Here is a 24,435-nt window from a genome sequence, read left to right as displayed (position 1 = left end):
TCGCTCAAAAAGCGAATCGTTCTTATTTAAGAAAATAAACACATTGCATTACCCTTTCGGCAAGAAATAACCTTGCCCCCGCCGAGCGGTTATTTCACCGGCGCAATGGGCTTGCCAAGCGCCGCCGGGTGCATTACCTTCTGCGCAGATTCAATGCGGCAACGGTAAGGAGCAGAAGATGGGTTACAATCTGGCAGAGCTGTCCAAAGAAGAGATGGACAAGGTGAACGTGGATCTCGCCGCCTCTGGCGTGGCGTTCAAAGAGCGTTACAACATGCCGGTGATCCCGGAAGTGGTGGAGCGCGAACAGCCGGAATATCTGCGTGATTACTTCCGCGAGCGCGTGGCGCACTACCGCGTAGAATCGCACAAGTTTTCGCGCCTGCCTTACGAACCCAAATCCAGATAAAAAAGCCCGCCGCTATGGCGGGCCCTGCGCGTTACCTGCCGGCGAACCTGTCGGTGGCCAGCATCAGCTGGTGCAAAATGCCGGGCTCGTCGAACGAGTGCCCCGCCCCCTCCACGATGTGCAGCTCGGCTTCCGGCCAGGCCTGAGCCAAATCCCAGGCGTTTTGCACCTGACAGGCCATATCATAGCGGCCATGGATGATCACCGCCGGAATATGGCGGATCAGCGGCACGTTGCGCAGCAGCTGGTCGTCGCTGTCCAGGAAGCCCTGGTGGGTAAAATAGTGGTTTTCGATGCGGGCGAACGCCAGCGCGAAATCGTCCTCGCCAAACGAGGCGGATTCGGTGCTCGGCAACAGGGTCACGGTTTCCCCTTCCCATACGCTCCACAGCTTCGCCGCTTCCAGCTGCACCTGCAGATCTTCCGCGGTCAACCGCCGGCGATAGGCGGCAATCACGTCCTTGCGCTCCTCCGCGGACAGAATCGACAGCACCCGCTGCCATTTTTCCGGGAAGAAGCGCGAGGCGCCGTCCTGGTAGTACCAGTTCAGCTCCTGCTTGCGCAGGGTGAAGATGCCGCGCAGCACCATTTCGCTGACCCGCTGCGGATGCGTCTGCGCATAGGCCAGCGCCAGGGTGGATCCCCAGGAGCCGCCGAACACCAGCCATCGTTCTACCCCGGCCATCTCGCGCAGGCGTTCGATATCCTGCACCAGATGCCAGGTGGTGTTGTTGTCCAGGCTGGCGTGCGGTTTTGAGCGGCCGCAGCCGCGCTGATCGAACAGCAGCACCTTGTAGCGCTCGGGGTCGAACAGCTGGCGGTGATAAGGGGAAATGCCGCCGCCCGGCCCGCCATGAATGAATACCGCCGGCTTCCCGTTCGGGTTACCGCTCAGCTCCCAGTAGATCCGGTGGCCATCCCCAGTGTCCAGCCAACCGCTGTCATATGCTGCTAACGGCGGGTACAAACCTCGTAATTGTTCCATGGCGCTTCCGTCTCTAAGTGGGTCATGCCTTCATCAAAGCCGAAGCGGCCCACCAGGTCAACGGTAAAACCCGAAAACTCTAACGCTCTCCAATAACTCTGCGCGCGTTTGTTCAAAATGAAGGCGACTTGTCGCTAAAACGCCCGCTAGACCGAACGGTTCAGGTGCGCCACCGCGCTGATTTCCACCAGTTGCTCGGGCGAAGCCAGCCCGGTGACGCCGATCAGGGTGCCGGCCGGGCGATGATCGCCGACATAGTCTCTGAACAGCGCGACGCATCGGGCGAAATGCGCCGGTACGTCGGTCAGGTAAATTTCCACGCAGGCCAGATTCGACCTGTCGGCGCCATGCCCCGCCAACACCCGGTCGAGGTTGTCCAGCGTCTGCCGGGTCTGCGCGTCGATATCGCCCGCGCCGACAAAGCCGCCCTGCATATCGTGGGAAAACTGCCCCGAGATATAAAGCACGCCGTTGACGCAGTACCCCTGAGTCACTCCGTTCCCTTCTTCCCACTCCACCCCGTGATCGTAATGCCTGATGATGTTCGCCATGTCATTTCTCCTGCCGGTTATAGGGTTACGCTGAAGACTATAATCGGATGATTGACGAATGGACGTCGCCACAGAAACGACGCTGACGCCACCGCCGGCAAATCGAATCTGTTATCTTGGCCGCTGGGCCATCGGCTAATCGGGAACCGGGCATGCTGCGCGCAAATCTGAATGACATACAGGTATTTATGGCGGTCGCCGATGCCGGCAGCTTCGTCGCCGGCGGGCTGGCGATGGGGCTGTCGCGATCGGCGGCGGGGAAAGCCGTCGCGCGGCTGGAGCAACGCCTGGGAGTACGGCTGTTGAATCGCACCACCCGGGCGCTGAGCCTCACCGACGAGGGCCGGGAGTTTTATCGGCGCGGCCTGCAGGTTCTCGCCTCGGTCGACGACGCGGAGGCCAGCGTGGCCGGCGCTGGCGGCACCGCACGCGGCGTGCTGCGGCTAACCGTGCCCGCCGCCTTTGGCCGTTTGGTATTGCTGCCGCTGTTGCCGAAGTATTTGGCGGCCTGGCCGGAAGTGCAGGTCGAGATGAGCTTTTCCGATCGGCTGGCCGATCTGGTGGACGAAGGTTTTGACCTGGCGGTGAGGATAGGCGTAACGGCGCCGGACACTCGCCTGGTTTCGCGGCGGGTCGCCAAATACCGCGCATTGTTGTGCGCTTCCCCCGCCTACCTCGCCAGCCGGGGTGAGCCGCGGAATATCGATGCGCTGGCAGAACACCAGTGCCTGTTATTCAGCAGCCGCAGCCAAAAGCAGAGTTGGCGACTGCGTGACGCGCACGGCGATTGGGTCAGGGCGCCGGCTCGCGGCCGCCTGCGTTTCGACAGCGGCGAAGCGCTGCGCGACGCCGCTCTGACGGGGCTGGGCATCGCCTGCCTGCCGGATTTTCTGGCGGCGGAAGCGCTGGCCGCCGGCCGTCTGCGGCGGGTGTTGGCCGGGGTCGAGGGCGAAGAGGTGCGCATCGTCGCGCTCTACCCCAACAAGCGTTTGCTGGAACCGCGCGTCAGGCGCTTTATCGATTTGATGGTCGAGGAATTAAGCGGCTGACGCCGGGGTTATCCGGCCTTGCGCATGTGCGGCTCGCGCATTTCCTGCGCGGTTTTCGCCTCGATGCTCAGCTCGGCGGTGGGCCGCAACAGCAGGCGCGCCAGGCCTATCGGCTCGCCGGTTTCCCGGCAATAGCCATACTCGCCGGTTTGCAGCCGCGCCAGCGCCGCGTCGATTTTCGGTAACAGCCGGCTTTCGCGATCCAGCTGACGGAACAGCAAACGCAGCTCTTCTTCACGCGCCGCCTTGTCCGCTTCGTCGCCGCTGGCGTCGCCGCCGTCGATATCCCGCTTCAGCGTTTCGATATGCAGCAGCAGCTTTTGCCGCTCGTCCAGCAACTTTTGGCGGAAAAACGCCCGCTGCGCCGGGTTCATATAGTCGGACTCCGGCATCGCCAGCAGCTGCTGCGGGCTGAGTAACATCATGGCTGTCATTGCGCTCTCCGATAAATAGCTGATGTTACATTATAACATATCGATTGTTTTTGGCACCCGTTCAGCGAAAACAAAATTACGTGGATAAACAGCCCATTGTTCAAAATGCGCGCATTGCCGCTTGCATCCGGTCGGCGTAAGGGGGTTAATGGCTGAGCAACCCACCCAACCATAGGTAACTGAGAGGCCATCATGAGTAAGGGAATGGATAGCAAAAAAAATGCGAAGAAGAAGCCGTTGAAAACCCCAGCTGAAAAACGTGCCGATAAACGCGCCAAAAAAGCGCATCCATCTGGTGAGTAAGCGTCCTTCCACCCGTAGTTAAACCCGCCGAGGCGGGTTTTTTATTGCCCGAAATCGGCCTTCTGCGCGCCAGGGGTTGGCACGGCCGCGGCTGCCGGTTAAGCTGAATGCCTGCGGCAACTCCGAGGAAACCATGACTTTACGCGTAATAGATACCGAAACCTGTGGGCTGGACGGCGGCGTGGTGGAAGTGGCCTCCGTCGATCTGATCGACGGGCAAATCGCCAACCCGATGAGCGATCTGGTCAGCCCGGATCGGCCGATCGGCATCGAGGCCATGGCTATCCACCACATCACCGAAAAAATGGTGGAGGGTAAACCGCGCATCGCGGTGGCGATCGGCCGTTATCAGGGCAGCCCTTACTATGTGGCGCACAACGCGGCCTTCGATCGCGGCGTGCTGCCGGAAATGAACGGCGCCTGGATCTGCACCCTCAAGCTGGCGCGCACCCTGTACCCGGACATCAAATACGGCAACCAGTATCTGCGCTATGCGCTGGATCTGGACGTGCAGCTGCCGGAAGACGCCACCCTGTACCCGCACCGCGCGCTGTATGACTGCTACGTCACCGCCGCGCTGCTGCAGCGCATCATGAAGGATTCGGACTGGACGCCGGAGCAAATGGCGCAGATCACCGAGCAACCGGTGCTGCTGAAGAAGTTCAAGTTCGGCAAATACCGCGGGCAGGAGATCGATCGCATTGCGCAGGAAGATCCCGGCTATCTGCGCTGGATGCTGAAATCCATCGAAGATCTCAGCCCCGACATGAAGCACACGCTGAAATACTATCTGATCGGTTAAAACAGCGGGCGGCAGAGGCCACCCGCTCCACATTACACCGCCAGCGCCAAAATGAAGGCGTACTCCAGCGCGATATCCTCATAGGCTTTGAAGCGCCCGGACTTGCCGCCGTGGCCGGAATCCATATCGGTGTACAGCAGCAGCTGGCGATCGTCGGTTTTCAGCTCGCGCAGCTTCGCCACCCACTTGGCCGGCTCCCAATACTGCACCTGCGAATCATGCAAACCGGTAGTGACCAGCATGTGCGGGTAATCCTGCGCCTTCACCTGATCGTAAGGACTGTACTGCTTGATGTAATCGTAATAGGCCGGCTCGTTCGGGTTGCCCCACTCATCGTATTCGCCGGTGGTCAGCGGGATAGACTCGTCCAGCATGGTGGTCACCACGTCGACGAACGGCACCTGCGCCACCACGCCGTGGAACAGCTGCGGCGCCTGATTGATCACCGCCCCCATCAGCAAGCCGCCGGCGCTGCCGCCCATGGCGAACACCCGGCCGGCGTCGCCGTAGCCCTGTGCGATCAGCGCTTCGGTGACGTCGATAAAGTCATTGAAGGTGTTCTGTTTGTTGAACAGCTTGCCGTCTTCGTACCACAGCTGGCCCAGCTCGCCGCCGCCGCGAATGTGCGCCAGCGCGAACACGAAGCCGCGATCCAGCAGGCTCAGGCGGCTGGCACTGAACGCCGGATCCATGCTGCTGCCATAGGAGCCGTAGCCGTACACCATCAGCGGATTGCCGCCACGCTGGAAACTGTCCTGGCGGTAGACCAGTGAAACCGGCACCTCGACGCCGTCGCGCGCCTTCACCCACACCCGCTCGCTGCGGCAGTTTTCCGGGGTGAAATGCTTCACCTCCTGCTGCTTGAGCAGCACCCGCTCGCCGCTGTCCAGGTTGAGCTCGTACAGCGTGGTCGGGGTGGTCATCGACGAATAGCCGTAGCGCAGCAGGTCGGTTTCCGGCTCCGGGTTGTACGCCAGCCAGGTGGTGTAGGTCGGATCGTCGAAGGCGATGCGCTTCTCTTCGCCGCTGCGCCAGTGGATTTGACGCAGCAGGGTCAGGCCTTCGCTGCGTTCTTCCACCACCAGCCAATCGCGGAACAGGCTGAACCCCTCCAGCATCACCGCGGCGCGCGGCGCGATCAGCGTTTGCCACTGCGCCTCATCGGCCTGCTCGCTCTGATACAGGCCGAAGTTTTTGCCGTCCCTGTTGGAGCGGATATAGAAATGCTGGTGGTAATGGTCGATGGCGTACTCGTGATCCTTGCGGCGCGGCACAAACATCTGCGGCCGGCTGTCGGCGCGGTCGGCGTCCAGCAGCAGGATTTCCGAGGTGGTCGTGCTGCTCAGATGGATCAGGATAAAGCGTTCCGAGGTGGTTTTTTCCAGCCCGACGTAAAAGGTGTCGTCCAGCTCTTCGTAGATCAGTTCGTCCTGCCGCGGGTCGCTACCCACCACGTGGCGGTAGACCTGATAAGGCAGCAGCGTTTTGGCGTGCTTGCGCACGTAATACACCGTGGCGGAGTCGTTGGCCCACTCGAAGCTGCCGGAGGTGTTTTCCAGCACTTCGCCGCTCCAGCCGTCGTCGCTCAGGTTTTTGAAGCGGATGTCGTACTGGCGGCGCGACAGGAAATCTTCCGCCACCGCCAGCTTTTGATTGTCGGGGCTGACTTCCAGCCCGCCGAGGGTGTAGAACTCGCTGTTTTCCGCGCGCTGGTTGCCGTCGAGCAGCACCTGCCAATTTTCGCTCTCGGCCTCCGGCTGACGCACATAGAGCGCGTATTCATTGCCCGGCTCATAGCGGGTCTGGTAGCGGAAACCGTGCCTGACGTAGGGAACCGAATGCTCCTGCTGCGGGATGCGCGCCACCATCTCTTCATACAGGGTTTCACGCAGCGCCTGCTGCGGTTTCAGCATCGCATCGGTAAAGGCGTTTTCCGCCTGCAGATAGTCCAGCACCTGCCGGTCTGCGCGATCGTCGTCGCGCAGCCAGTAATAGTCGTCCACGCGCGTGTCGCCGTGAAGGGTGATGGGATAAGGGCGTTTTTCGGCCTTAGGGGGTGTCATCATTGCTAAATCATCCGCTTACATTGATTAAGGCAAGAGTGACACGATTCCCCCCGGCTTGCCAAGCGGCGCTATGCCAGCTCGCGCTTTTTCTCGTTGACGTCGTTTTCAATGCCCTGCTTGACGTCCGCCGGGATTTTCAGCGACTGCGCCAGCGCGTCGAGGTAGCCGCGCTCCATAAAGTGATCGACGTCGATCACCATGCAGCTGAGATAATAGACCTCCAGCGCTTCGTCTTCATTTTTCACGCTCTGGGCTATCAGGTCGGGGTTCAGCGGCTGGTCGATGGCCTCCTGCACCCAGGCCTGCGCCTCTTCCCCCACCTGCAGCTGCTCCAGGCTGTGATCGATGGCGCGCTTTTCGTCCGCATCGATATGCCCGTCGCTCTTGGCGGCGAACACCAACGCCTGCACCAGCCGCCGGGCGCGCAGATCCACCGGGGTGGTTTGCAGGCCAAACTGCGGCTCTCCCTGATGGCTTTCCCTGACCCGCTGCTTGTACTTGTTCCACAGCACCGCCCCCACCGCCGCGCTGCCGCCGATGATCAGCGCGTTCTTGCCGAATTTGCCCACCAGCTTGCGCGAAGACTTGTTCGCCAACAGCACGCCAACCAGCCCGCCGAGCGCGGTCGGCGCCAGCAGCTTGCCGATGCCTTCCGAGCCGCCGGCCTTCTGGCCGATCATCGATTGAATCTGCTGCATCCAGTTACTTTTCATCATCTACCCCTTGCGTAAGAAAACGAGGCGCGCAGGCACAGCCAGCCAGACCGCCGGTAAACCGCCAGATTAGGGGATTTTTTGTCAATTTACGTATGGGGGATGCAAACCTGTGTGTAGCGGGGGAAAAACGCTGACGGGCCTGCCCGGCCCGTCGTTAAGCGGATCAGGCCTGTTCTTCGCCCGGCTCTGCGTCTTCATCCTGCTCATACTCCGCCAGCTCATCGCGCATCGCCTGGATGGCTTCGCGAGCCAGCAACGCCAGCGTGCGGTAGAACCCGGTGGTCGAGTGCGCCTCCACCTTGCCGAGGAAACGGCCGCACCACGGCAGCAGATAGTCGTCAAACAGGGTGATTTGCGCCTGCGCTTCGTCTTCCTGCGACTGATCTTCCAGCCAGGAAGCGGCCAACAGCAGCGAACCGAAGTGATCGGCCGGCGCTTCGCCCAGCGGCATGCCGCGCTGCTGCAGGAAAGTGCGCACTTGCGCTTCGCTCGCCCCTTCAACGTAGGCGGAGCGGAACGGCGGCACGCTGCACTCGCCGCCGACGAACATGGCGTTGAAATCGGCGGACAACAGGTTGACGTCGCAGCCCTGCTGCAGCCGCGTCAGCAGCTCATCCTGCTCCAGCGGCCAGTGCTGCTGCAGTTTGCCCTCCTGGATCAGCGTGAACAGCGGCACCAGCAGCGGATCCTGCGGCTGGCGGTAGAACAGCGTACCCAGCACGCGACAGACGACGGAAAACTCATTCATGATAATGCCTTATACAATGCAGAAAAATTTGCCGGGACGATGTCACAAATCGGCCAATTCCGCAATCGCCGGCTTGCCGCGCCGCTCGAGAAAGTCCAACAGGCGGCGCGGGCTGACGTTGAGAATGCGCTCCTGCGGGAAGGCCACCTCTTTGATAATGCGTTCGCAGTGTTCAAAACCGCCCAGCGAAAACGCGATGTGCGAATCCGAGCCCAGCGCCAGCCAGCCGCCGGCGTCGCGCACCGCGGCGGCGATAGCCCGACAGTTGGCTTCGCTGCCCTTGCGCGAATGGGTGAACGACGAGTTGTTCAGCTCCAGCGCCACCTCGTATTTGGCGGCGGCGGCGGCCACCGCGGGAATGTCGATCGGATAGCGCGGATTGCCCGGGTGGCTGATGATGTGCACGTCGCCCTGCGCCATCGCCGCGATCATCGCTTCGGTGTGGGCGGCCCGGTCCTGCGGCGCGAATACCGGCTCGTGGAAACCGGCGATGATCACGTCGGTGGCGTTCAGCATCGGGCCGGTGCAGTCGATGTCGCCCTGCAGGTTTTTAATGTTGGCCTCGATGCCGCGCAGGATCCCCACGCCGTCCACCAGGCGCGGCCATACGTGCATATTCATAAAGTGCCAATAGTGCGGCGCATCGGCCATGTCCGGCCCGTGGTCGGTGATGGCGAACAGCTTGATGCCCTTCTGATGGGCTTCGGCGATGTAATCGTGCAGCGTGCTGTAGGCATGGGTGCTGGCGACGGTGTGCATATGCAAATCAACGGGGTACATTATTTCTCCTTCCTGACGTCCCGCCCGGAGAAGTGCGGGACGGGCACGGTGATAGTTTCAGCTTAGCAGTTACCTCACGCGGGCTGAAGGATCAGTAGCCACGTTGCCGGTCAACGACGCCCGCCGGCGGCTGCCCGGCCTCCAGCGCGCGAACGTTGGCGGCGATCTGATCCATTGCCTGCTGCGGCAAGGTGATGGCAGCAATATGCGGGGTAATGGTGACACGCGGATGACGCCAGAACGCATGCGTCTCGGGCAGCGGCTCGCGCGCGAACACGTCCAGGGTTGCCGCGGCCAATTGCCCCTGCTCCAACGCCTGCAGCAGATCCTCTTCCACCAGATGCGCGCCGCGGGCGATGTTGATCAGATAGGCGCCCGGCGCTATCTGGGCGAACAGCCGGCGGTTAAGGATGCCGACGGTTTCCGGCGTATTGGGCAGCAGGTTGATTAACAGCTTTACCCCGTCGAGGAAAGCCGCGCGTTGCGCCTCGCCGGCGAAGCTCTCCACGCCGTCGATCTGCTTGGGGCCGCGGCTCCAGCAGCGCACCCGGAAGCCGAACTCCGTCAGCTTGCGCGCCACGCTCTGGCCCAGTACCCCGGCGCCGAGAATGCCGATGGTGAAATCATCCAACGAGTGAGGATCGAGCGGCCGCCACTCCTGCCGTTGCTGCAACAGCTGGTATTCATCGAAGCGGCGGAAATAACGCAGCACATAGCTCAACGCGTATTCCTGCATCTGCTGCGACATGCCGGTATCTTCCAGCCGCAGCAGCGGCACGCCGGCCGGCAGCGTGCCGGGGTGCTGACGTTCCTGATCGAGAATGGCGTCAACGCCGGCGCCGAGGACGAATACCGCTTTCAAATCGCGGCGATTGGCCAGCATCGGGTGCGGCGGGCGCCACACCAGCGCATAGTCGGCCGCCCCATCGTCGCCGGGCCGCCATTCGCGAATGTTGGCCTGCGGCAGGCGCCGCTTGATGCCGCTCAGCCATTCCTGGGCGTTAAACAAGGGATGGTAATAAATGATGTTCATGCAGCTTGCTCCCGTCTGTTTTTTGTCTGTTTTCCTCAAGACTTCCGTGATTCAGCGGCGGATGCAAGCGATAAAGCCCAAAATGAAAACAGCCCCGACCAGTGGGGCTGTTTTTAACCGGCTATATTCAGGCGCTGACCGGCTCTTCGCGCCGGATCAGCCGCCGCAACAGCGGAATAAGGATCAGCATCACCATGCCGACGCCCGCCGCGCCCCAGCCCAGCGCGCTGAACACCTCGCTGTAGCCCGGATTGGTCTGCGCCGGGGTGCTGCCGCTGTTTTCCGGCATCAGGCCGGAGACGTAGCCCGCCAGCACCGACGCCACGCCGGTGACCATCATCCAGCAGCCCATCATCACCCCCTGATAGCGCGGCGGCGCCAGCTTGCCGATCATCGCGTAACCGATTGGGGAGAGCATCAGCTCGCCGATGCTTTGCAGCACGTAGCTGATAACGATCCATTTGAACGCCACCAGCCCGTCGCCGCCGGCCAGGCCGATGCCCAGCGGCAGCACCAGCATGCCCAGCCCGATGCAGAACAGCGAGCCGGAGAACTGCATGGGGATGTCGATATTGCAGCCGCGGGCGCGCAGACGATTGAACCACCAGGCCAGCAGCGGGCCGCCCACCACGATCACCAGCGTGTTGATATTTTGCAGCCACTGCGGCGCAACCCGCATGCCGTAAACGTTGAGGTCGATATTGTGTTCGGAGAACAGCATCAGGCCCATCGGGGCTAACTGATACAGCGTCCAGAACACCAGCGCGCCCAGCGCCAGGATCAGGTAGGCCGTCATTCTGCGGCGTTCGCCGCGCGGATGATGGCGCAGCGTCACCACGCACAGCATCAGGAAGATCAGCGCGCCGAGGCCAATCACGAAATGGCCGCTGAATTCGGCGTGGGTAAGCATCACGCGGATGATCGGCACCAGCGCCACCAGCACCGCCAGGCCGACCAGCATGCGCCAGCGGTATTGCGCGCGGCTGGCGTCGTGCAACGGCGTATTGAGATCCGCCAGAATGCGCCAGCGGCTGACGGCGACGATAATCGCCGCCGCGTTGCCCAGGGTGGCGAACAGGAACAGCGCCCGGTAGTTTTCGCTCAGTTGGAAATAGCCGGCCACGGTGAAGCCGACGAAGAAACCGAGATTCATGCCGGCGTAGTTCCACAGGAATGCCAACTCGCGCCGATCGTCATCCGGCTTGAAACGCTGGGTGAGCATCATATTAATGCAGGTGACGTTCAGGCCGCTGCCGGTGAGGAACATCGCCAGCCCCCAGTACAAACCCCAGACGCCCGCCACGGCGATCAGCGCGCAGCCGATCACCTGCAGCACCATGCCCAGCACGAACAGGTTGCGGTTGCTCAGGAAGCGCCCGCCGAGATAGCCGCCGAACATATGCAGGCCATAGTTGAAGGCGCCGAACCCCCCCATCATGGCGTTGGCGCTGCCCTCGCTGAAGCCGAGCCGCTTGGTGGCGTACAACACCAGCGTGGAATACAACACGGCGAAGCCGAGCGTGGCGAAAATCTGGATGAAGAACAGCGCCCCGGCGCCCGGGGGGATGGCATGGCGCGGCGGCGACGCCGGCATGGAGTCTGAAGGAGTCAAAGTGAACCTCTGCGGCATTATTATGTAATAGGTCAGTCCCTGTCTGCGTTATCGCCGGGCGCATCACCCGACAATCTGCGCGGCGGCGTGATATTCCTTGCCAAATCCGCCGCGCAAGCGCCCTTTCATTTAGCGACACATCTGACTAATAATCCAGTATTAATGCATATAACTACATAGCAACCTAAGCAATTGGCGATATATTGAGCTAACAACAAGAGCAAAGGTCAAATATTAATCTGAAATGATATTTTACCGCACGGTTCCCGCAGCGAGGGGCGAAAAACAGCCGCCTATCGCTCGGTAAATCAGCAAATTGCTGTAACTTTGGCTAAACGGTCATGTGAATGTCATAAGGGGGTTGACGCTGGGATCAGATTCTCCTACATTAGCGCCCGTCGACAGCGCAAAGCGTTATCGGCGACAAAACGGTGAGGTGTCTGAGTGGCTGAAGGAGCACGCCTGGAAAGTGTGTATACGCGAAAGTGTATCGAGGGTTCGAACCCCTCTCTCACCGCCATATTCTGAAGAGAAAGCCTGGATTCGCGTCCAGGCTTTTTTGCTGTCTGCAACCGGGCTAACGCCCGGTTTAGCGTCCCCGCCGCGCCTTACCGGCCCGCGGTTCGCCGCAGTTTCCAACAATCTGAACACCGCGTGAGCAGACGCGCCGAAACGCAGAAATTCTGCTTGACCGGTTCGCCCTCACTCCCTATAGTAGCGCCCCGTTGCAGCGATGAGTTCGCAACGAAAAATACGGTGAGGTGTCTGAGTGGCTGAAGGAGCACGCCTGGAAAGTGTGTATACGCGAAAGTGTATCGAGGGTTCGAACCCCTCCCTCACCGCCATATTCTAAAGAGAAAGCCTGGATTCGCGTCCAGGCTTTTTTTTATGCATGGCGCATTGGCCGGGAGGGGTGAAGGGTTCGACAAAACGCATTGCGTTTTGGACCGCCGAAGGCGGCCCGCAGGGTGAGCGCAGCGAATCGAGCCCTCCCTCACCGCCATATTCTAAAGAGAAAGCCTGAGCGAAAACTCAGGCTTTCTCGTTGTCTGGCCCCCCACCGCTCAGTGGTGGGTTCGCCCCAGCGCCGCCTGCGGCTGCGTCAGCGCGCGGCGCCAGTCGCCCGGCGTTTGGCCGAACTGGCGTTTGAAGCTGCGATTGAACGACTGCTGCGAATCAAAACCCAATGAGATCGCCACGCTGACGATAGGCTCGCCGCTGTTGGCCAACCGCTCGGCAGAAACCTTCAGCTTCTGCATGCGAATGTACTCCCCCAACGCGTAGCCGGTCTGGCGCTTGAACATGCGCTGCAGGTGCCACTTGGAGTAACCCGCGCGATCCGCCACGGTGTTGATATCCAGCTTCTCTTCCAGATTGTTGTCAATCCACGCGATCAAATCAGTAATAAAGCCCGTATTGTTCATGCTGACGCTCCCATCATGCTGGCAGGTATGCCCGCTGCCCGATGCCAATACGTTGCAGCAGTTTTGCACTAAATGCAATTTTTATTATTGCATTTATAGGAAACCCACTCCTATAATCCACCCGATTAATGTAACCGATATTGATACATTAATGTGACAACAATGTGTTTCAAAACTTAACGCGGTGTCGATGAACGACGCCGCAGCTCCGCCGCCGGTCGCAGGCCAGGGACGTTACCCGGATTACAGGGCCGGGTGTATGGCCTGACCGCGCTTACTTATCGGAAATAAAAATAATGCCAAGCCAGCCAAACTCATTGTTCAACGTCAGCGGCCGCCTGCACGGCGCCGCCATCGGCCAGCGCCTTTCCGGGGTGGCGCTGCTGGTCGCGCTGCTCGCCGGGTGCGACAACGGCGTCGCCCAGAACGCCGCCCCGCCGCCGCCGGCGGTCAGCGCCGCCAATGTGGTGATCAAACCCATCAGCCAGTGGGATGCCTTCAACGGCCGGATCGAAGCGGTGCAGAGCGTGCAGCTGCGGCCGCGAGTGTCCGGCTATATCGATCGGGTCAACTACACCGAAGGCGACGAGGTGAAAAAAGGTCAGGTGCTGTTCACCATCGACGATCGCACCTACCGCGCCGCGCGCGAGCAGGCGCAGGCGGAGCTGGTGCGGGCGCGCAATCAGGCCGCATTGGCGCGCAGCGAATCTTCGCGCACCGAAAAACTGATCGGCACGCAGGCGATCTCCAGGGAAGTCTGGGAACAGCGGCGCTCCTCCGCCGCCCAGGCGCAAAGCAACGTGCTGGCGGCGCAGGCCCAGCTCGATATGGCGCAGCTGAATCTGGACTTCACCCGGGTGACCGCGCCGATCGACGGACGCGCCAGCCGCGCGATGATCACCGCCGGCAACCTGGTCACCGCCGGCGACAGCGCCAGCGTGCTCACCACGCTGGTGTCGCTCGACAAGGTGTATGTCTATTTCGACGTGGATGAGGCGACCTTCCTGCGCTACCAAAGCCAGGGCCAACGCGGCGCGCAGCTGCCGGTCAGGGTTGGGCTGGTGGGCGAAGAAGGCACGCCGCATCAGGGGCTGGTGGATTTCACCGACAACCAGCTGAACGCCGGCACCGGCACCATCCGCATGCGCGCCCTGCTCGACAACCGCGAGCGCCGCTTCACGCCGGGGTTATTCGCCCGGGTGCAGATGCCCGGCAGCGCCGAATTCAACGCCATGCTGATCGACGACAAGTCGGTGATGACCGACCAGGATCGCAAGTTCGTCTACGTCGTCGATAAAGACGGCAAGGCGCAGCGCCGCGATATCGAAGTGGGCCGCGTGGCCGAGGGGCTGCGCATCGTGCAAAAAGGCCTGTCTGCGGGCGATCGGGTGATCGTCGACGGCATGCAGAAGGTGTTCATGCCGGGCATGCCGGTCGATGCGAAAACCGTCGCCATGGCCGCCAATACCCCCGCACTCAACTAAGCCTCCAGCAGAGAATCCTGACCCATGGACTTTTCCCGTTTTTTCATCGACCGCCCGATCTTCGCAGCGGTGCTGTCGATTCTGATTTTTGTCGGCGGGGTGATCGCCATCCCGCTGCTGCCGATCAGCGAGTATCCGGACGTGGTGCCGCCCAGCGTGCAGGTGCGCGCCGAATACCCGGGCGCCAACCCGAAAGAGATCGCTGAAACGGTGGCCACGCCGCTGGAGGAAGCGATCAACGGCGTCGAAAACATGATGTACATGAAATCGGTGGCCGGCTCCGACGGCGTGCTGGTGACCACCGTGACCTTCCGCCCCGGCACAGATCCCGATCAGGCCCAGGTGCAGGTGCAAAACCGCGTGGCGCAGGCCGAAGCGCGGCTGCCGGAAGACGTGCGTCGCCAGGGCATCACCACCCAGAAGCAGTCTCCGGCGTTGACGCTGGTGGTGCATCTGGTGTCGCCTTCCGGCAAGTACGATTCGCTGTATCTGCGCAACTACGCCACCCTGAAGGTCAAGGATGAGCTGGCCCGGCTGCCCGGCGTCGGCCAGGTGCAGATCTTCGGCGCCGGCGAATATGCGATGCGCATCTGGCTGGATCCGAACAAGGTCGCCTCGCGCGGGCTGACCGCTTCCGACGTGGTCAGCGCCATGCAGGAACAGAACGTGCAGGTCTCCGCCGGTCAGCTGGGCGCGGAGCCGATGCCGACCCGCAGCGACTACCTGCTGTCGATCAACGCGCAGGGCCGGCTGCAGACCGAGGAAGAGTTCGGCAATATTATCCTCAAGAGCGGCGACAACGGCGAGATCGTGCGGCTGCGCGACGTGGCGCGCATCGAGATGGGTTCCGGCAGCTATGCGCTGCGCGCCCAGCTCAACAACAAGGATGCGGTGGGCATCGGTATCTTCCAGGCGCCGGGCGCCAACGCCATCGAGCTGTCGGACGCGGTGCGCGGCAAAATGGCCGAACTGGCCACCCGTTTCCCCGACGGCATGAGCTGGAAGTCGCCGTATGACCCGACGGTATTCGTGCGCGACTCGATCCGCGCGGTGGTGGATACCCTGCTCGAAGCGGTGATCCTGGTGGTGCTGGTGGTCATCCTGTTCCTGCAAACCTGGCGCGCCTCGATCATTCCGCTGCTGGCGGTGCCTATTTCGATCGTCGGCACCTTCGCCGCGCTGTACCTGCTGGGCTTCTCGCTCAATACGCTGAGCCTGTTCGGGTTGGTGCTGGCTATCGGTATCGTGGTGGACGACGCCATCGTGGTGGTGGAAAACGTCGAGCGCAATATCGAAGAGGGGCTGACGCCGCTGGCGGCGGCGCATCAGGCGATGCGCGAGGTCTCCGGGCCGATCATCGCCATCGCCGTGGTGCTGTGCGCGGTGTTCGTGCCGATGGCGTTTCTGTCCGGCGTCACCGGTCAGTTTTACAAGCAGTTCGCCGTCACCATCGCCATTTCGACGGTGATCTCCGCCATCAACTCGCTGACCCTGTCGCCGGCGCTGGCGGCGCGCTTGCTGAAACCGCACGGCACGCCGAAAGACTTGCCATCGCGGCTGATTGACCGGCTGTTCGGTTGGCTGTTCCGGCCGTTCAACCGCTTCTTCGCCAGCGGCTCGCAGCGCTATCAGCGCGGGGTATCCCGCGTGCTGGGCCGGCGCGGCGCGGTGTTCGCGGTGTACCTGCTGCTGCTGTGCGCCGCCGGCCTGATGTTCAAAACCGTGCCGGGCGGCTTTATCCCCACCCAGGATAAGCTGTACCTGATCGGCGGCGTCAAGATGCCGGAAGGCGCGTCGCTGGAGCGCACCGACGCGGTGATCCGCAAGATGAGCGCCATCGGCCTGAGCGTCGACGGAGTGACGGACGCGGTGGCCTTCCCCGGCCTGAACGCGCTGCAGTTCACCAATACGCCGAATACCGGCACGGTGTTCTTCGCGCTCGAGTCGCTGAGCACCCGCACCCGCAGCGCGGCGCAGATCAACGCCGAAATCAACGCGCGCATCTCGCAGATTCAGGAAGGCTTCGCCTTTTCGATCATGCCGCCGCCGATCCTCGGCATCGGCCAGGGCTCCGGCTACTCGCTGTACGTGCAGGACCGCGCCGGCCTGGGCTATGGCGCGCTGCAAACGGCGATCAACACCATGTCGGGCGCCATTATGCAAACGCCGGGCATGGGCTTCCCGATCTCGTCTTATCAGGCTAACGTGCCGCAGCTGGATGCGAAGATTGACCGTGACAAGGCCAAGGCGCAGGGGGTGCCGCTCAACGCGCTGTTCAGCACGCTGCAGACCTATCTGGGCTCGTCTTACATCAACGACTTCAACCGCTATGGCCGCACCTGGAAGGTGATGGCGCAGGCCGACGGCCAGTTCCGCGACAGCGTCGAGGACATCGCCAACCTGCGCACCCGTAACGACAAAGGCGAAATGGTGCCGATCGGCAGCATGGTCAGCATCGGCACCACCTATGGCCCGGACCCGGTGATCCGCTACAACGGCTTCCCGGCGGCGGACCTGATCGGCGACGCGGATCCGCGCGTGCTGTCCTCTACCCAGGCGATGAGCGCGCTGACCCAAATGGCCGGCAAGCTGCTGCCGAACGGCATGAACATTCAGTGGACCGATCTGAGCTATCAGCAGTCGACCCAGGGCAATGCGGCGCTGGTGGTGTTCCCGGTGGCGGTGCTGCTGGCGTTCCTGGCGCTGGCGGCGCTGTATGAAAGCTGGACGCTGCCGCTGGCGGTGATCCTGATCGTACCGATGACCATGCTGTCGGCGCTGTTCGGCGTGTGGCTGACCGGCGGCGACAACAACGTGTTCGTGCAGGTCGGGCTGGTGGTATTGATGGGGCTGGCCTGCAAGAACGCCATTCTGATCGTCGAGTTCGCCCGCGAGCTGGAAATCCAGGGCAAGGGCATCGTCGAGGCGGCGCTGGAAGCCTGTCGCCTGCGTTTACGCCCGATCGTGATGACCTCGATCGCCTTTATCGCCGGCACCATCCCGCTGATCCTGGGGCACGGCGCCGGCGCCGAAGTGCGCGGCGTCACCGGCATCACCGTGTTCGCCGGCATGCTGGGCGTCACGCTGTTCGGGTTGTTCCTGACGCCGGTGTTCTACGTCACGCTGCGGCGCATGGTGGCGGGCAAGGCGCAGCAACAGCCGGCGTAATCGCCTGCAGCAAATGCAAAAAGGTCGGGTGAAAACCCGACCTTTTTTATTTGCGTACCGGCTGGCGAATTATTTGCCGGCGGCCTCAGCCTCTTGCGCCGCGGCGTATTCCGCACAGGCGCGCTTGTCGCCCCGCTCCAGCTCGGCCAGCGAATCGGCCACGGTATGGCGCGCCAGCACGGCGAGCGACGCCTGCTCCGCTTCGTTCACCACCGATTTGAAATACCAGCAGGCGTTGGCGCTCACCAGGCAGCGGGCGGGCACTTCAGGGCGCGCAGCCCAGATGCGTTTATCGTCGATCACCGCCAGATAAATATCCCGCAGGGTGATCTGTTCCGCCGGGCGGCCGAGGTGAATCGAGCCGTTACGGCCCAGGGTGGAGACGATAATGCCGTCTTTGGTCAGCGGCACCATCAGTTTGCGGATAAAGCTGGGGTTGGCTTCCAGACCGGCTGCAAGGATCGCGCTGGTTGAACGCACGCCCTGCTTCTCAGCTACGGCGACGCTAAGGACCATTTGCAACGCTGTCGGAAAGCGGAAATCTAACATATCGTTATCTCTGGGAGACGAAATTCTCGGTTTGCCGGTACGGCTCAGCGCTATACAACATCGCGCTCAATTGCACAATAATATAACAAACGCGGCGGCATTTTTGAAGTTATGCCCGGTGAAATCGCACGCATACATTAGGCTTGAAACCGCCGCGCGGCGGGAGACAGAAAGCAGAAACCCGCGTCAATGTTAACGCCGCTCGCTTAACCGGGTTAAACGATCAGAACTAACACTATCCGCGGGTTTAATTCTTGCCCCTGCAATCAGGCTTTGTTCAGCACCAGTTGGCCGCTCTTGTCCAGCGGGATCTGGGTGCCGGGATCGTGATCCATGCGGATCTTGCCCTGCTGATTGCCGATTTTATAGGTCACGTCATAACCCAGCATTTTCTGCGATTTGTCGTAGACCGTTCTGCAACGCTGCTGCGTGCTGGTGCGTACGTCGTTGTTCTGCATCGCGCCCTGCACCTGGTTGCCGGCATAGCCGCCGCCCAGCGCGCCCACGACGGTGGCGACGTCACGGCCGCGGCCGCCGCCGAACTGGTGGCCAATCACGCCGCCGGCTACCGCACCCAGCACGGAACCGGCGATGCGGTTTTCATCCTGCACCGGCGCACGGTGGGTCACGGTGACGTTGCGGCATTCCTGACGCGGGGTTTTGATGGTTTCTTTAATCGGCGTTGCGGCGAGAACCTGCGCGAATTGCGGACCGGAAGAAAAAACGTCCAGGCTGGCTACCGCGGCAATCCCCAGAGCGGCAGCGATGCCGATGCCAACACCGGCTAACATTGACTTGTTCACAGGAAACCTCCTGAAAGTGTTACCACGCATTTTATCCCGGGAGACGCTACCAACATTGCACCGCGCTTATTATTTTGCGCATGGGCGGCACGTGGTATCCCGGTTTACGGCGTGCGCGACGCGCCGTCTGTAAACGAGGTAAAGTCTGCACAATGTTCTGAAAGCCCGCAATAAGACAAAGGGACCAAAAATGCTGGAAATCCGGCGTTTCGCCGCTGTTTAGGAGAAATCTTAAGAATTTTGCCTATTTCGGCAACAGGATATTCTGGCCGATACCGCGCCCGCAGCATCGGGGGATAAAAAAACCCGCGCGGGCGAGCCGGCGCGGGCGGGGTTCGGCGCGGGGTGTTCAGTGCATTTTCAAACGCGGGCGGATCACCCGGTTAATGCCGCCCACCAGCATCATCAGGCCGGTTTTGATGTAACCGTGCAGCGCCACCTGGTGCATGCGGTACAGCGAGATGTAGACGAAGCGCGCAATGCGGCCTTCCACCATCATCGAACCGCGCATCAGGTTGCCCATCAGGCTGCCGACGGTGCTGAAGCGGGAAAGCGACACCAGCGAGCCGTGGTCCTTGTAAACGTAGGGCTTCAGCGTCTGGCCGTTGAGCAGCGCCAGAATGTTGGTGAAGCAGCGCGATGCCATCTGGTGCGCCGACTGGGCGCGCGGCGGCACAAAACCGCCGCCCTCTTTCGGGCAGGAAGCGCAGTCGCCAATCGCGAAGATGTTCGGATCGCGCGTGGTTTGCAGCGTCGGCTCAACCACCAGCTGGTTGATGCGGTTGGTTTCCAGCCCGCCGATGTCCTTCATAAAGTCCGGCGCCTTGATGCCGGCCGCCCACACCATCAGATCGGCATCGATAAACTCGCCGCCCTTGGTGTTCAGGCCGTTGGCGTCGGCGCTGGTGACCATGGTGTTGGTCAGCACCCGCACGCCGAGCTTGTTCAGTTCCTGGTGCGCGGCGGCGGAGATGCGCGGCGGCAGCGCCGGCAGAATGCGCTCGCCGGCCTCAACCAGCGTCACGTTCAGCGCGCGGTTGTCCAGGCCTTCGAAACCGTAGCTGTGCAGCTGTTTCACCGCGTTATGCAGCTCTGCGGACAGCTCCACGCCGGTGGCGCCGCCACCGACGATGGCGATGTTGACGCGCTCTTTCTGCCCCGGCTGAGCCGAGAACTTCAGGAACAGGTTGAGCATTTCATTGTGGAATCGACGCGCCTGATGCGGGTTATCCAGGAAGATGCAGTGTTCTTTCACCCCCGGCGTGCCGAAGTCGTTCGAGGTGCTGCCCAACGCCATAACCAAAATGTCGTAAGACAGTTCGCGCGCGGGCACCAGCTCGCCGCCCTGCTCGTCGCAGATCTGCGCCAGCTGCAGCGTTTGGGTTTCGCGGTTGATGTCGGTCAACGACCCCAGCTGGAAGCTGAAATGATGGTTGCGGGCGTGCGCCAAATAGCTGAGCGCGTCCACGCCGTCATCGAGGGACCCGGTGGCGACTTCATGCAGCAGCGGCTTCCACAGGTGGCTGTGGTTGCGGTCCACCAGCGTGACCTCGGCCTTGTTCTTGCGACCGAGCTTATGCCCCAGGCTGGTCGCCAGTTCCAAACCGCCGGCGCCGCCGCCGACAATGACGATTTTCTTCTTTGGCGTTGTCAAAATAACCCCCTAAATGTGAACCAATTGTTATCCTAGGGTAAAGAAATAATATCCTTAGAATACATAGGGTTCGCGTAAAATAACCTGCTGTCTGCAGCCAGAATAGCATGTGGGGTTATTTGGTCATACCAAAATTGACGTGCATCAAACTTTTTTGGTTAAAGGCTGGACGAGGGACTTTTTTGAGGATTGCGTATCAAATAGTTAGCGCTGCGTCACAGTTTTGAATTCCGCCGCGGGCTCGCCGAAAACGGGCGCCGTTGCGCATAAAAGCCGCGGCTTATTGTGCCGAAAAGCAATAATCGCGGCCCGTTACGACGTTATGAAACTGTTAACCCAGGCTCTTGAACGCCTTGATGCGCTGCAGGTGCGGCGAGATGTTTTTGAACTTGTGGGTCTGCTGTTCATCCCAGACGATTTCATAATAGTGATGCAGCAGTGCGGCGCTGCGCCGGCTGTCCAGCACCTCATCATGGCGCGACAGCACCACCAGGCAGCGATCGCGGTTTTTCTCGCGGAAGTCCCCGACGCACTTGGTGGCGATATCCCGATATTCTTCGGGCCGGTCTATCTTGCCGTGCATGAGTTCTTCGGGATACAGATTGGGATTGAACATCGCCTGACGGATGCCGCACAGGAAGCCGATACGCTCGGCCCAGAAACCGCCGAGGCCGACGCCGCAGATCAGCGGATGGGGGTCTCCGCCCTGCTGCACCGCCTTGTCCACCTCTTTCAACAGATGCTGCATGTCGTGACGCGGATGCAGGGTGCTGTAGCTGATAAAGCGCACGTCCGGATCGATGAACTGCAGCTGTAACACCTTTTCATGATTGCCGGGACTGGTGGAATCGAAGCCGTGCAAATAGATAATCATGAGGATCCTCGCAACAAGCTGAGGGCTGCGGGCGCAGCCCCCATCATTTCCGCTCTACGCCGCAGCGCGGCGTCCTGGACTCACCCCCGGGAATGCGACTTGCCCTCTTCCCAGCGATCGCTGAGCGCGCTCAGCGCCTGGTGCGCCTGCTGCCAGCGCTCGGAGTCGCGCAGTTCCTGGCGGGTGAACTGACCGCGATGATATAACCGCTTCACCTTCTCTGCTTTGACCGGGGACAGGTTATCCAGCACGCTGACCGCGCCGGCGCGGTTATTGCACACCAGGATCATGTCGCAACCGGCATCCAGCGCCGCCTGGCCGCGCTCGGCATAGCTGCCCATGATCGCCGCCCCTTCCATCGACAGATCGTCGGAGAAAATAACGCCGTCGAACCCCAGCTCCTGCCGCAGGATCTGCCGCAGCCAGTAAGGCGAACCGCTGGCCGGGCGGGGGTCCGCTTCAGTATAGATGACGTGCGCCGGCATCACCGCGTCCAGCAGGCCGCGGTTGATCAGCTCGCGAAATATCGCCATGTCATGCTCGCGGATCTGCGCCAGCGGGCGCGGATCGCGCGGGGTTTCCTTATGCGAGTCGGCGCTGACCGCACCGTGGCCCGGGAAGTGTTTGCCGGTGGTTTTCATGCCGGCGCTGTGCATCCCCTGAATAAAGCGCTCGGCCATCGCCAACGCCTGCTGAGGATCGCTGTGGAACGAGCGCTCGCCGATCGCGGCGCTGCCGTGGCCGATATCCAGCACCGGCGCAAAGCTGATGTCGATATCCTGCGCGATCATTTCCGCCGCCATCAGCCAGCCGGCTTCCTGCGCCAGACGGCCGGCTTCCTGCGGATCGTTCAACGCGGCGAACGACTGCGCCGCCGGCAGGCGGGTAAAGCCTTCGCGGAAACGCTGCACGCGCCCGCCTTCCTGATCCACCGCCACCACCAGCCGATCGTGCGACGCCGCGCGGATCTGGCGCACCAGCTCGCGCAGCTGCTGCGCATCGTGGAAGTTGCGGGTGAACAGGATCAGCCCGCCGACCAGCGGGTGTTTCAAGATCTCACGTTCTTCGGCATCCAGCTCGTAGCTGGCGACATCTAACATTACTGGGCCCACGGCCACCTCACTTCATTATTCATTCAGAACATGGGGATGATGATAAACAAAAACGCCGGCGCAAGGCTGCGCCCCAGCGCAAAAACTCGGCGTCGCCGCTTTGGCGCCAACGCACTTCAAACCACATCAGCATCAGATAGTCCACCCACGGCAGCCAACGCCGCACCTGGGCGTGCAGCCGGCCCGCGTCCGGGTAGCCGCGCCGCGCATAATGCCGCAAAAAAAGCTGCTGCTGTGCGAAGGACCAGCCGTTGCCGCGAAACAGCGCGGCGATGTCCAACGCCACGTCGCCGTCGGCGGCGTACTCCCAGTCGATCAGCCGCAGCCCCTGGGCGGAGGCGATCAGGTTGCCCGGGTGGATGTCCATATGCAGCGGCGCCAGCTGCAGCGGCGCGGGCGGCTCAGCCTGCAGGAAGTGGCGCTGCCAGCGCAGCCAGGCCGGGGTCAGGCGCCGCCGGTCCACTCGCTGCCAATAGGCGGCGAACTGCCGCGGCAGATCCACCGGGTAGCCGCTGAGCGGCCGCCGATGCAGCGCCGCCGCCATCGCCGCCAGTTCACCGCGTTGATTCAGCGCTGCGAAAGCGTCATTTGTGACGGCGTCACCCATGAGCCATTCGAGGATAATCCATTGATTATTTTGCGCTAAAACTCGCGGCCCCAGCCCTTCGCCGCAGCGGCGCAGCAGCCGGGCCTCGCGCCGACGGCAGACCCCCAGCGCGGTTTTTTCCGCGCTTTGATGGCGCGCCAGCAGGGTGACGCCCCCGCCGTCGATACGCCAGCTTTCACCGGTCAACCCCTGCACCGGGCTGAAACGACAACCGGCGGTATTCACCGCCGGCAGCCCGTTATCCATCAATTGTCGCAGCGCGGACTCAGCGTTTAACGGCGCCATTGCCCGACCAGACGATTTCACCGGTTTGCACCAGCATCAGCTGCATATCCAGCGTCGGCGACTTCACATCGCCGCTGACGTCGCTGTACAGCACGTACTGCGCGCTGACGATGCGCGCCAGGCCGATAGCCTTGCTGCGCGAACCTAGGCTGTCATCGGAAGATAGGCCCAGCGTCTGCTTGGCGCTCGCCAGCTGCGCTTCCGGCACCACGCTGAAGGTGGAGTTGGACGCCAGCGCCTTGTGCAACGCCGAGGTGGCCTTCGCCGTTTGCAGCGAACCGTTGGTGTTGTTTTTCACGCTGTCCAGCAGCAGCACGCTGCCGGCGGATACGCCATCGGCCTTGAGCATCTGGTTCACCAGCGGCTGCACGCTGCCCAGCCAGTCAAGCTGCTGGATTTTCGGCGGCTGCGGCACCGGTTCGCTGGTTGGCGGCTGCGGCTGTTCGACCGGCGGCTGCGGCGTCACCGGCTCGACGGTAACCGGCGGCTGCGGCTGATCCGGCGCGGGCGGGCGCGACAGGCAGCCGCTCAGGGTTAATGCGGCCAACGCCACGAATAAATACTTTTTCATTCTTTCTCTCCAAGCCAGGCAAGCGCTTACAAGTACAGATACAGACGCGCGCGTTTGGCGTCCAGATTACCGTTGATCGAATAGATTTTGGCCTCCGAGCCCGGCGCCACGACGATCTCGCGCGGCTTTTCGAAGGGCCGAATATCCAGCCCCTGCGCGTCGTACCAGTAGAAGCGGTAATGCAGGGTCACCGGCGACGTTTGGCTGTTGCTCAGCACCGAGGTGGCCATCACCCGCCCGGACGCGTTAGCGATCGCCGGGGTGTCGGCCAAAATGCCCGCGGTGAGCACCGATGAGTCCATCACCACCGTCTGCCGCTGATTGACCGCGATGCCGGCTGGCGAACTGCAGCCCATCAGTATCACGGCGGGTAACGTCAGCGCCATCAGACAACGCAGGGTTTTGCTATAGCGCAT

The 24,435-nt window shown here is 61.8% G+C and carries 23 protein-coding genes and 2 tRNA genes; 7 read left to right on the top strand and 18 right to left on the bottom strand.

Annotation, left to right across the window (positions count from 1 at the left end; all coding sequences use genetic code 11):
• Positions 1-178: 178 nt before the first annotated feature.
• Positions 179-409 carry a DNA polymerase III subunit theta gene (locus tag CKW09_RS09915; protein WP_061799031.1) on the top strand — a complete coding sequence of 77 codons (231 nt, stop codon included), beginning with the start codon at positions 179-181 and terminating at the stop codon, positions 407-409.
• Positions 410-440: 31 nt separating this feature from the next.
• Here CKW09_RS09915 and pip read toward each other — a convergent pair whose 3' ends face one another.
• Together pip and CKW09_RS09905 are read right to left on the bottom strand one after the other, a co-directional pair.
• Entirely contained in the window at positions 441-1,394 is a 954-nt protein-coding gene (gene pip, locus CKW09_RS09910; RefSeq protein WP_061799030.1) for a prolyl aminopeptidase, read from the bottom strand.
• 146 nt (positions 1,395-1,540) lie between these two features.
• Positions 1,541-1,945 carry a RidA family protein gene (locus tag CKW09_RS09905; RefSeq protein WP_061799028.1) on the bottom strand — a complete coding sequence of 135 codons (405 nt, stop codon included), beginning with the start codon at positions 1,943-1,945 and terminating at the stop codon, positions 1,541-1,543.
• 152 nt (positions 1,946-2,097) lie between these two features.
• On the opposite strand from CKW09_RS09905, the gene CKW09_RS09900 reads away from it, so the two are divergent.
• Complete coding sequence (locus tag CKW09_RS09900; RefSeq protein WP_095097010.1) at positions 2,098-2,994, top strand: LysR family transcriptional regulator; 897 nt, start codon at positions 2,098-2,100, stop codon at positions 2,992-2,994.
• A gap of 8 nt (positions 2,995-3,002) precedes the next feature.
• On the opposite strand, the gene dksA is transcribed toward CKW09_RS09900, so the two are convergent.
• On the bottom strand, positions 3,003-3,428 hold the full coding sequence (dksA, locus tag CKW09_RS09895; RefSeq protein WP_061799026.1) for an RNA polymerase-binding protein DksA: 426 nt from the start codon (positions 3,426-3,428) through the stop codon (positions 3,003-3,005).
• A gap of 436 nt (positions 3,429-3,864) precedes the next feature.
• Between dksA and exoX the strand changes: the two genes are divergently transcribed.
• Positions 3,865-4,533, top strand: a complete 669-nt coding sequence (exoX, locus tag CKW09_RS09890; RefSeq protein WP_095100099.1) for an exodeoxyribonuclease X — start codon at positions 3,865-3,867, stop codon at positions 4,531-4,533.
• Positions 4,534-4,565: 32 nt separating this feature from the next.
• Here the strand turns inward: exoX and CKW09_RS09885 are convergent, their stop codons facing one another.
• The 6 genes from CKW09_RS09885 to CKW09_RS09860 form a co-directional block, all read right to left on the bottom strand.
• Positions 4,566-6,599 carry a S9 family peptidase gene (locus CKW09_RS09885; RefSeq protein ID WP_095097007.1) on the bottom strand — a complete coding sequence of 678 codons (2,034 nt, stop codon included), beginning with the start codon at positions 6,597-6,599 and terminating at the stop codon, positions 4,566-4,568.
• A gap of 68 nt (positions 6,600-6,667) precedes the next feature.
• Complete coding sequence (locus tag CKW09_RS09880; RefSeq protein ID WP_061799136.1) at positions 6,668-7,312, bottom strand: tellurite resistance TerB family protein; 645 nt, start codon at positions 7,310-7,312, stop codon at positions 6,668-6,670.
• Positions 7,313-7,478: 166 nt separating this feature from the next.
• Entirely contained in the window at positions 7,479-8,063 is a 585-nt protein-coding gene (locus CKW09_RS09875; protein WP_061799024.1) for a TorD/DmsD family molecular chaperone, read from the bottom strand.
• Between the two features lie 42 nt (positions 8,064-8,105).
• Positions 8,106-8,843, bottom strand: coding sequence for a phosphatase (locus tag CKW09_RS09870; protein WP_061799023.1), 738 nt, complete (start codon positions 8,841-8,843; stop codon positions 8,106-8,108).
• Between the two features lie 91 nt (positions 8,844-8,934).
• Positions 8,935-9,876 carry a glyoxylate/hydroxypyruvate reductase GhrA gene (gene ghrA / locus CKW09_RS09865; RefSeq protein ID WP_061799021.1) on the bottom strand — a complete coding sequence of 314 codons (942 nt, stop codon included), beginning with the start codon at positions 9,874-9,876 and terminating at the stop codon, positions 8,935-8,937.
• 127 nt (positions 9,877-10,003) lie between these two features.
• Complete coding sequence (locus CKW09_RS09860; protein ID WP_095097004.1) at positions 10,004-11,470, bottom strand: peptide MFS transporter; 1,467 nt, start codon at positions 11,468-11,470, stop codon at positions 10,004-10,006.
• Between the two features lie 448 nt (positions 11,471-11,918).
• Between CKW09_RS09860 and CKW09_RS09855 the strand changes: the two genes are divergently transcribed.
• Positions 11,919-12,008: transfer RNA gene (locus CKW09_RS09855), tRNA-Ser, on the top strand.
• 235 nt (positions 12,009-12,243) lie between these two features.
• Positions 12,244-12,333, top strand: a tRNA-Ser gene (locus tag CKW09_RS09850).
• A 219-nt stretch (positions 12,334-12,552) separates the two neighbouring features.
• On the opposite strand, the gene CKW09_RS09845 is transcribed toward CKW09_RS09850, so the two are convergent.
• Entirely contained in the window at positions 12,553-12,912 is a 360-nt protein-coding gene (locus CKW09_RS09845) for a helix-turn-helix domain-containing protein (protein ID WP_095097001.1), read from the bottom strand.
• Positions 12,913-13,208: 296 nt separating this feature from the next.
• Here CKW09_RS09845 and CKW09_RS09840 point away from each other — a divergent pair, with 296 nt between their 5' ends.
• Positions 13,209-14,396: an efflux RND transporter periplasmic adaptor subunit gene (locus CKW09_RS09840; RefSeq protein ID WP_061798365.1), complete on the top strand. Its 1,188-nt coding sequence runs from the start codon at positions 13,209-13,211 to the stop codon at positions 14,394-14,396.
• A 24-nt stretch (positions 14,397-14,420) separates the two neighbouring features.
• The gene (gene sdeB, locus CKW09_RS09835; RefSeq protein ID WP_095096998.1) at positions 14,421-17,564 is read left to right on the top strand and encodes a multidrug efflux RND transporter permease subunit SdeB; all 3,144 of its coding nucleotides are present in this window, start codon (positions 14,421-14,423) and stop codon (positions 17,562-17,564) included.
• Positions 17,565-17,633: 69 nt separating this feature from the next.
• Here the strand turns inward: sdeB and CKW09_RS09830 are convergent, their stop codons facing one another.
• The 8 genes from CKW09_RS09830 to CKW09_RS09795 form a co-directional block, all read right to left on the bottom strand.
• Positions 17,634-18,113 (bottom strand): RrF2 family transcriptional regulator, encoded by a 480-nt coding sequence (locus CKW09_RS09830; RefSeq protein ID WP_061798362.1) that lies wholly within the window; start codon positions 18,111-18,113, stop codon positions 17,634-17,636.
• A 266-nt stretch (positions 18,114-18,379) separates the two neighbouring features.
• Complete coding sequence (locus CKW09_RS09825; RefSeq protein WP_167387242.1) at positions 18,380-18,916, bottom strand: glycine zipper 2TM domain-containing protein; 537 nt, start codon at positions 18,914-18,916, stop codon at positions 18,380-18,382.
• A 349-nt stretch (positions 18,917-19,265) separates the two neighbouring features.
• Positions 19,266-20,570 carry an NAD(P)/FAD-dependent oxidoreductase gene (locus tag CKW09_RS09820; protein ID WP_095096995.1) on the bottom strand — a complete coding sequence of 435 codons (1,305 nt, stop codon included), beginning with the start codon at positions 20,568-20,570 and terminating at the stop codon, positions 19,266-19,268.
• Positions 20,571-20,901: 331 nt separating this feature from the next.
• The gene (gene ycfP / locus CKW09_RS09815; protein WP_095096992.1) at positions 20,902-21,444 is read right to left on the bottom strand and encodes an alpha/beta hydrolase YcfP; all 543 of its coding nucleotides are present in this window, start codon (positions 21,442-21,444) and stop codon (positions 20,902-20,904) included.
• Positions 21,445-21,524: 80 nt separating this feature from the next.
• A complete protein-coding gene (nagZ, locus tag CKW09_RS09810) occupies positions 21,525-22,544 on the bottom strand; it encodes a beta-N-acetylhexosaminidase (protein ID WP_095096989.1) in 1,020 nt (339 codons plus the stop codon).
• 31 nt (positions 22,545-22,575) lie between these two features.
• Positions 22,576-23,448: a phosphotransferase gene (locus CKW09_RS09805; RefSeq protein WP_061798356.1), complete on the bottom strand. Its 873-nt coding sequence runs from the start codon at positions 23,446-23,448 to the stop codon at positions 22,576-22,578.
• Positions 23,429-24,019 carry a penicillin-binding protein activator LpoB gene (gene lpoB / locus CKW09_RS09800; RefSeq protein ID WP_061798355.1) on the bottom strand — a complete coding sequence of 197 codons (591 nt, stop codon included), beginning with the start codon at positions 24,017-24,019 and terminating at the stop codon, positions 23,429-23,431. Before lpoB ends, CKW09_RS09805 begins: the two co-directional genes overlap by 20 nt.
• Before the next feature lie 26 nt (positions 24,020-24,045).
• Entirely contained in the window at positions 24,046-24,435 is a 390-nt protein-coding gene (locus tag CKW09_RS09795; protein WP_061798354.1) for a YcfL family protein, read from the bottom strand.

The sequence above is a fragment of the Serratia ficaria genome, from assembly GCF_900187015.1.
GTDB lineage: Bacteria > Pseudomonadota > Gammaproteobacteria > Enterobacterales > Enterobacteriaceae > Serratia > Serratia ficaria.
Note: the sequence above shows the minus strand (reverse complement) of the source record. Positions and strands in the feature narration are given on the sequence as shown.

Bases quoted from the DNA above. Each gene is read 5' to 3' on its own strand.
- CKW09_RS09915 (WP_061799031.1), top strand. From the start codon at position 179: ATGGGTTACAATCTGGCAGAGCTGTCCAAAGAAGAGATGGACAAGGTG.
- pip (WP_061799030.1), bottom strand. From the start codon at position 1,394: ATGGAACAATTACGAGGTTTGTACCCGCCGTTAGCAGCATATGACAGC.
- CKW09_RS09905 (WP_061799028.1), bottom strand. From the start codon at position 1,945: ATGGCGAACATCATCAGGCATTACGATCACGGGGTGGAGTGGGAAGAA.
- CKW09_RS09900 (WP_095097010.1), top strand. From the start codon at position 2,098: ATGCTGCGCGCAAATCTGAATGACATACAGGTATTTATGGCGGTCGCC.
- dksA (WP_061799026.1), bottom strand. From the start codon at position 3,428: ATGACAGCCATGATGTTACTCAGCCCGCAGCAGCTGCTGGCGATGCCG.
- exoX (WP_095100099.1), top strand. From the start codon at position 3,865: ATGACTTTACGCGTAATAGATACCGAAACCTGTGGGCTGGACGGCGGC.
- CKW09_RS09885 (WP_095097007.1), bottom strand. From the start codon at position 6,599: ATGATGACACCCCCTAAGGCCGAAAAACGCCCTTATCCCATCACCCTT.
- CKW09_RS09880 (WP_061799136.1), bottom strand. From the start codon at position 7,312: ATGAAAAGTAACTGGATGCAGCAGATTCAATCGATGATCGGCCAGAAG.
- CKW09_RS09875 (WP_061799024.1), bottom strand. From the start codon at position 8,063: ATGAATGAGTTTTCCGTCGTCTGTCGCGTGCTGGGTACGCTGTTCTAC.
- CKW09_RS09870 (WP_061799023.1), bottom strand. From the start codon at position 8,843: ATGTACCCCGTTGATTTGCATATGCACACCGTCGCCAGCACCCATGCC.
- ghrA (WP_061799021.1), bottom strand. From the start codon at position 9,876: ATGAACATCATTTATTACCATCCCTTGTTTAACGCCCAGGAATGGCTG.
- CKW09_RS09860 (WP_095097004.1), bottom strand. From the start codon at position 11,470: ATGCCGGCGTCGCCGCCGCGCCATGCCATCCCCCCGGGCGCCGGGGCG.
- CKW09_RS09845 (WP_095097001.1), bottom strand. From the start codon at position 12,912: ATGAACAATACGGGCTTTATTACTGATTTGATCGCGTGGATTGACAAC.
- CKW09_RS09840 (WP_061798365.1), top strand. From the start codon at position 13,209: ATGCCAAGCCAGCCAAACTCATTGTTCAACGTCAGCGGCCGCCTGCAC.
- sdeB (WP_095096998.1), top strand. From the start codon at position 14,421: ATGGACTTTTCCCGTTTTTTCATCGACCGCCCGATCTTCGCAGCGGTG.
- CKW09_RS09830 (WP_061798362.1), bottom strand. From the start codon at position 18,113: ATGTTAGATTTCCGCTTTCCGACAGCGTTGCAAATGGTCCTTAGCGTC.
- ycfP (WP_095096992.1), bottom strand. From the start codon at position 21,444: ATGATTATCTATTTGCACGGCTTCGATTCCACCAGTCCCGGCAATCAT.
- nagZ (WP_095096989.1), bottom strand. From the start codon at position 22,544: ATGTTAGATGTCGCCAGCTACGAGCTGGATGCCGAAGAACGTGAGATC.
- CKW09_RS09805 (WP_061798356.1), bottom strand. From the start codon at position 23,448: ATGGCGCCGTTAAACGCTGAGTCCGCGCTGCGACAATTGATGGATAAC.
- lpoB (WP_061798355.1), bottom strand. From the start codon at position 24,019: ATGAAAAAGTATTTATTCGTGGCGTTGGCCGCATTAACCCTGAGCGGC.
- CKW09_RS09795 (WP_061798354.1), bottom strand. From the start codon at position 24,435: ATGCGCTATAGCAAAACCCTGCGTTGTCTGATGGCGCTGACGTTACCC.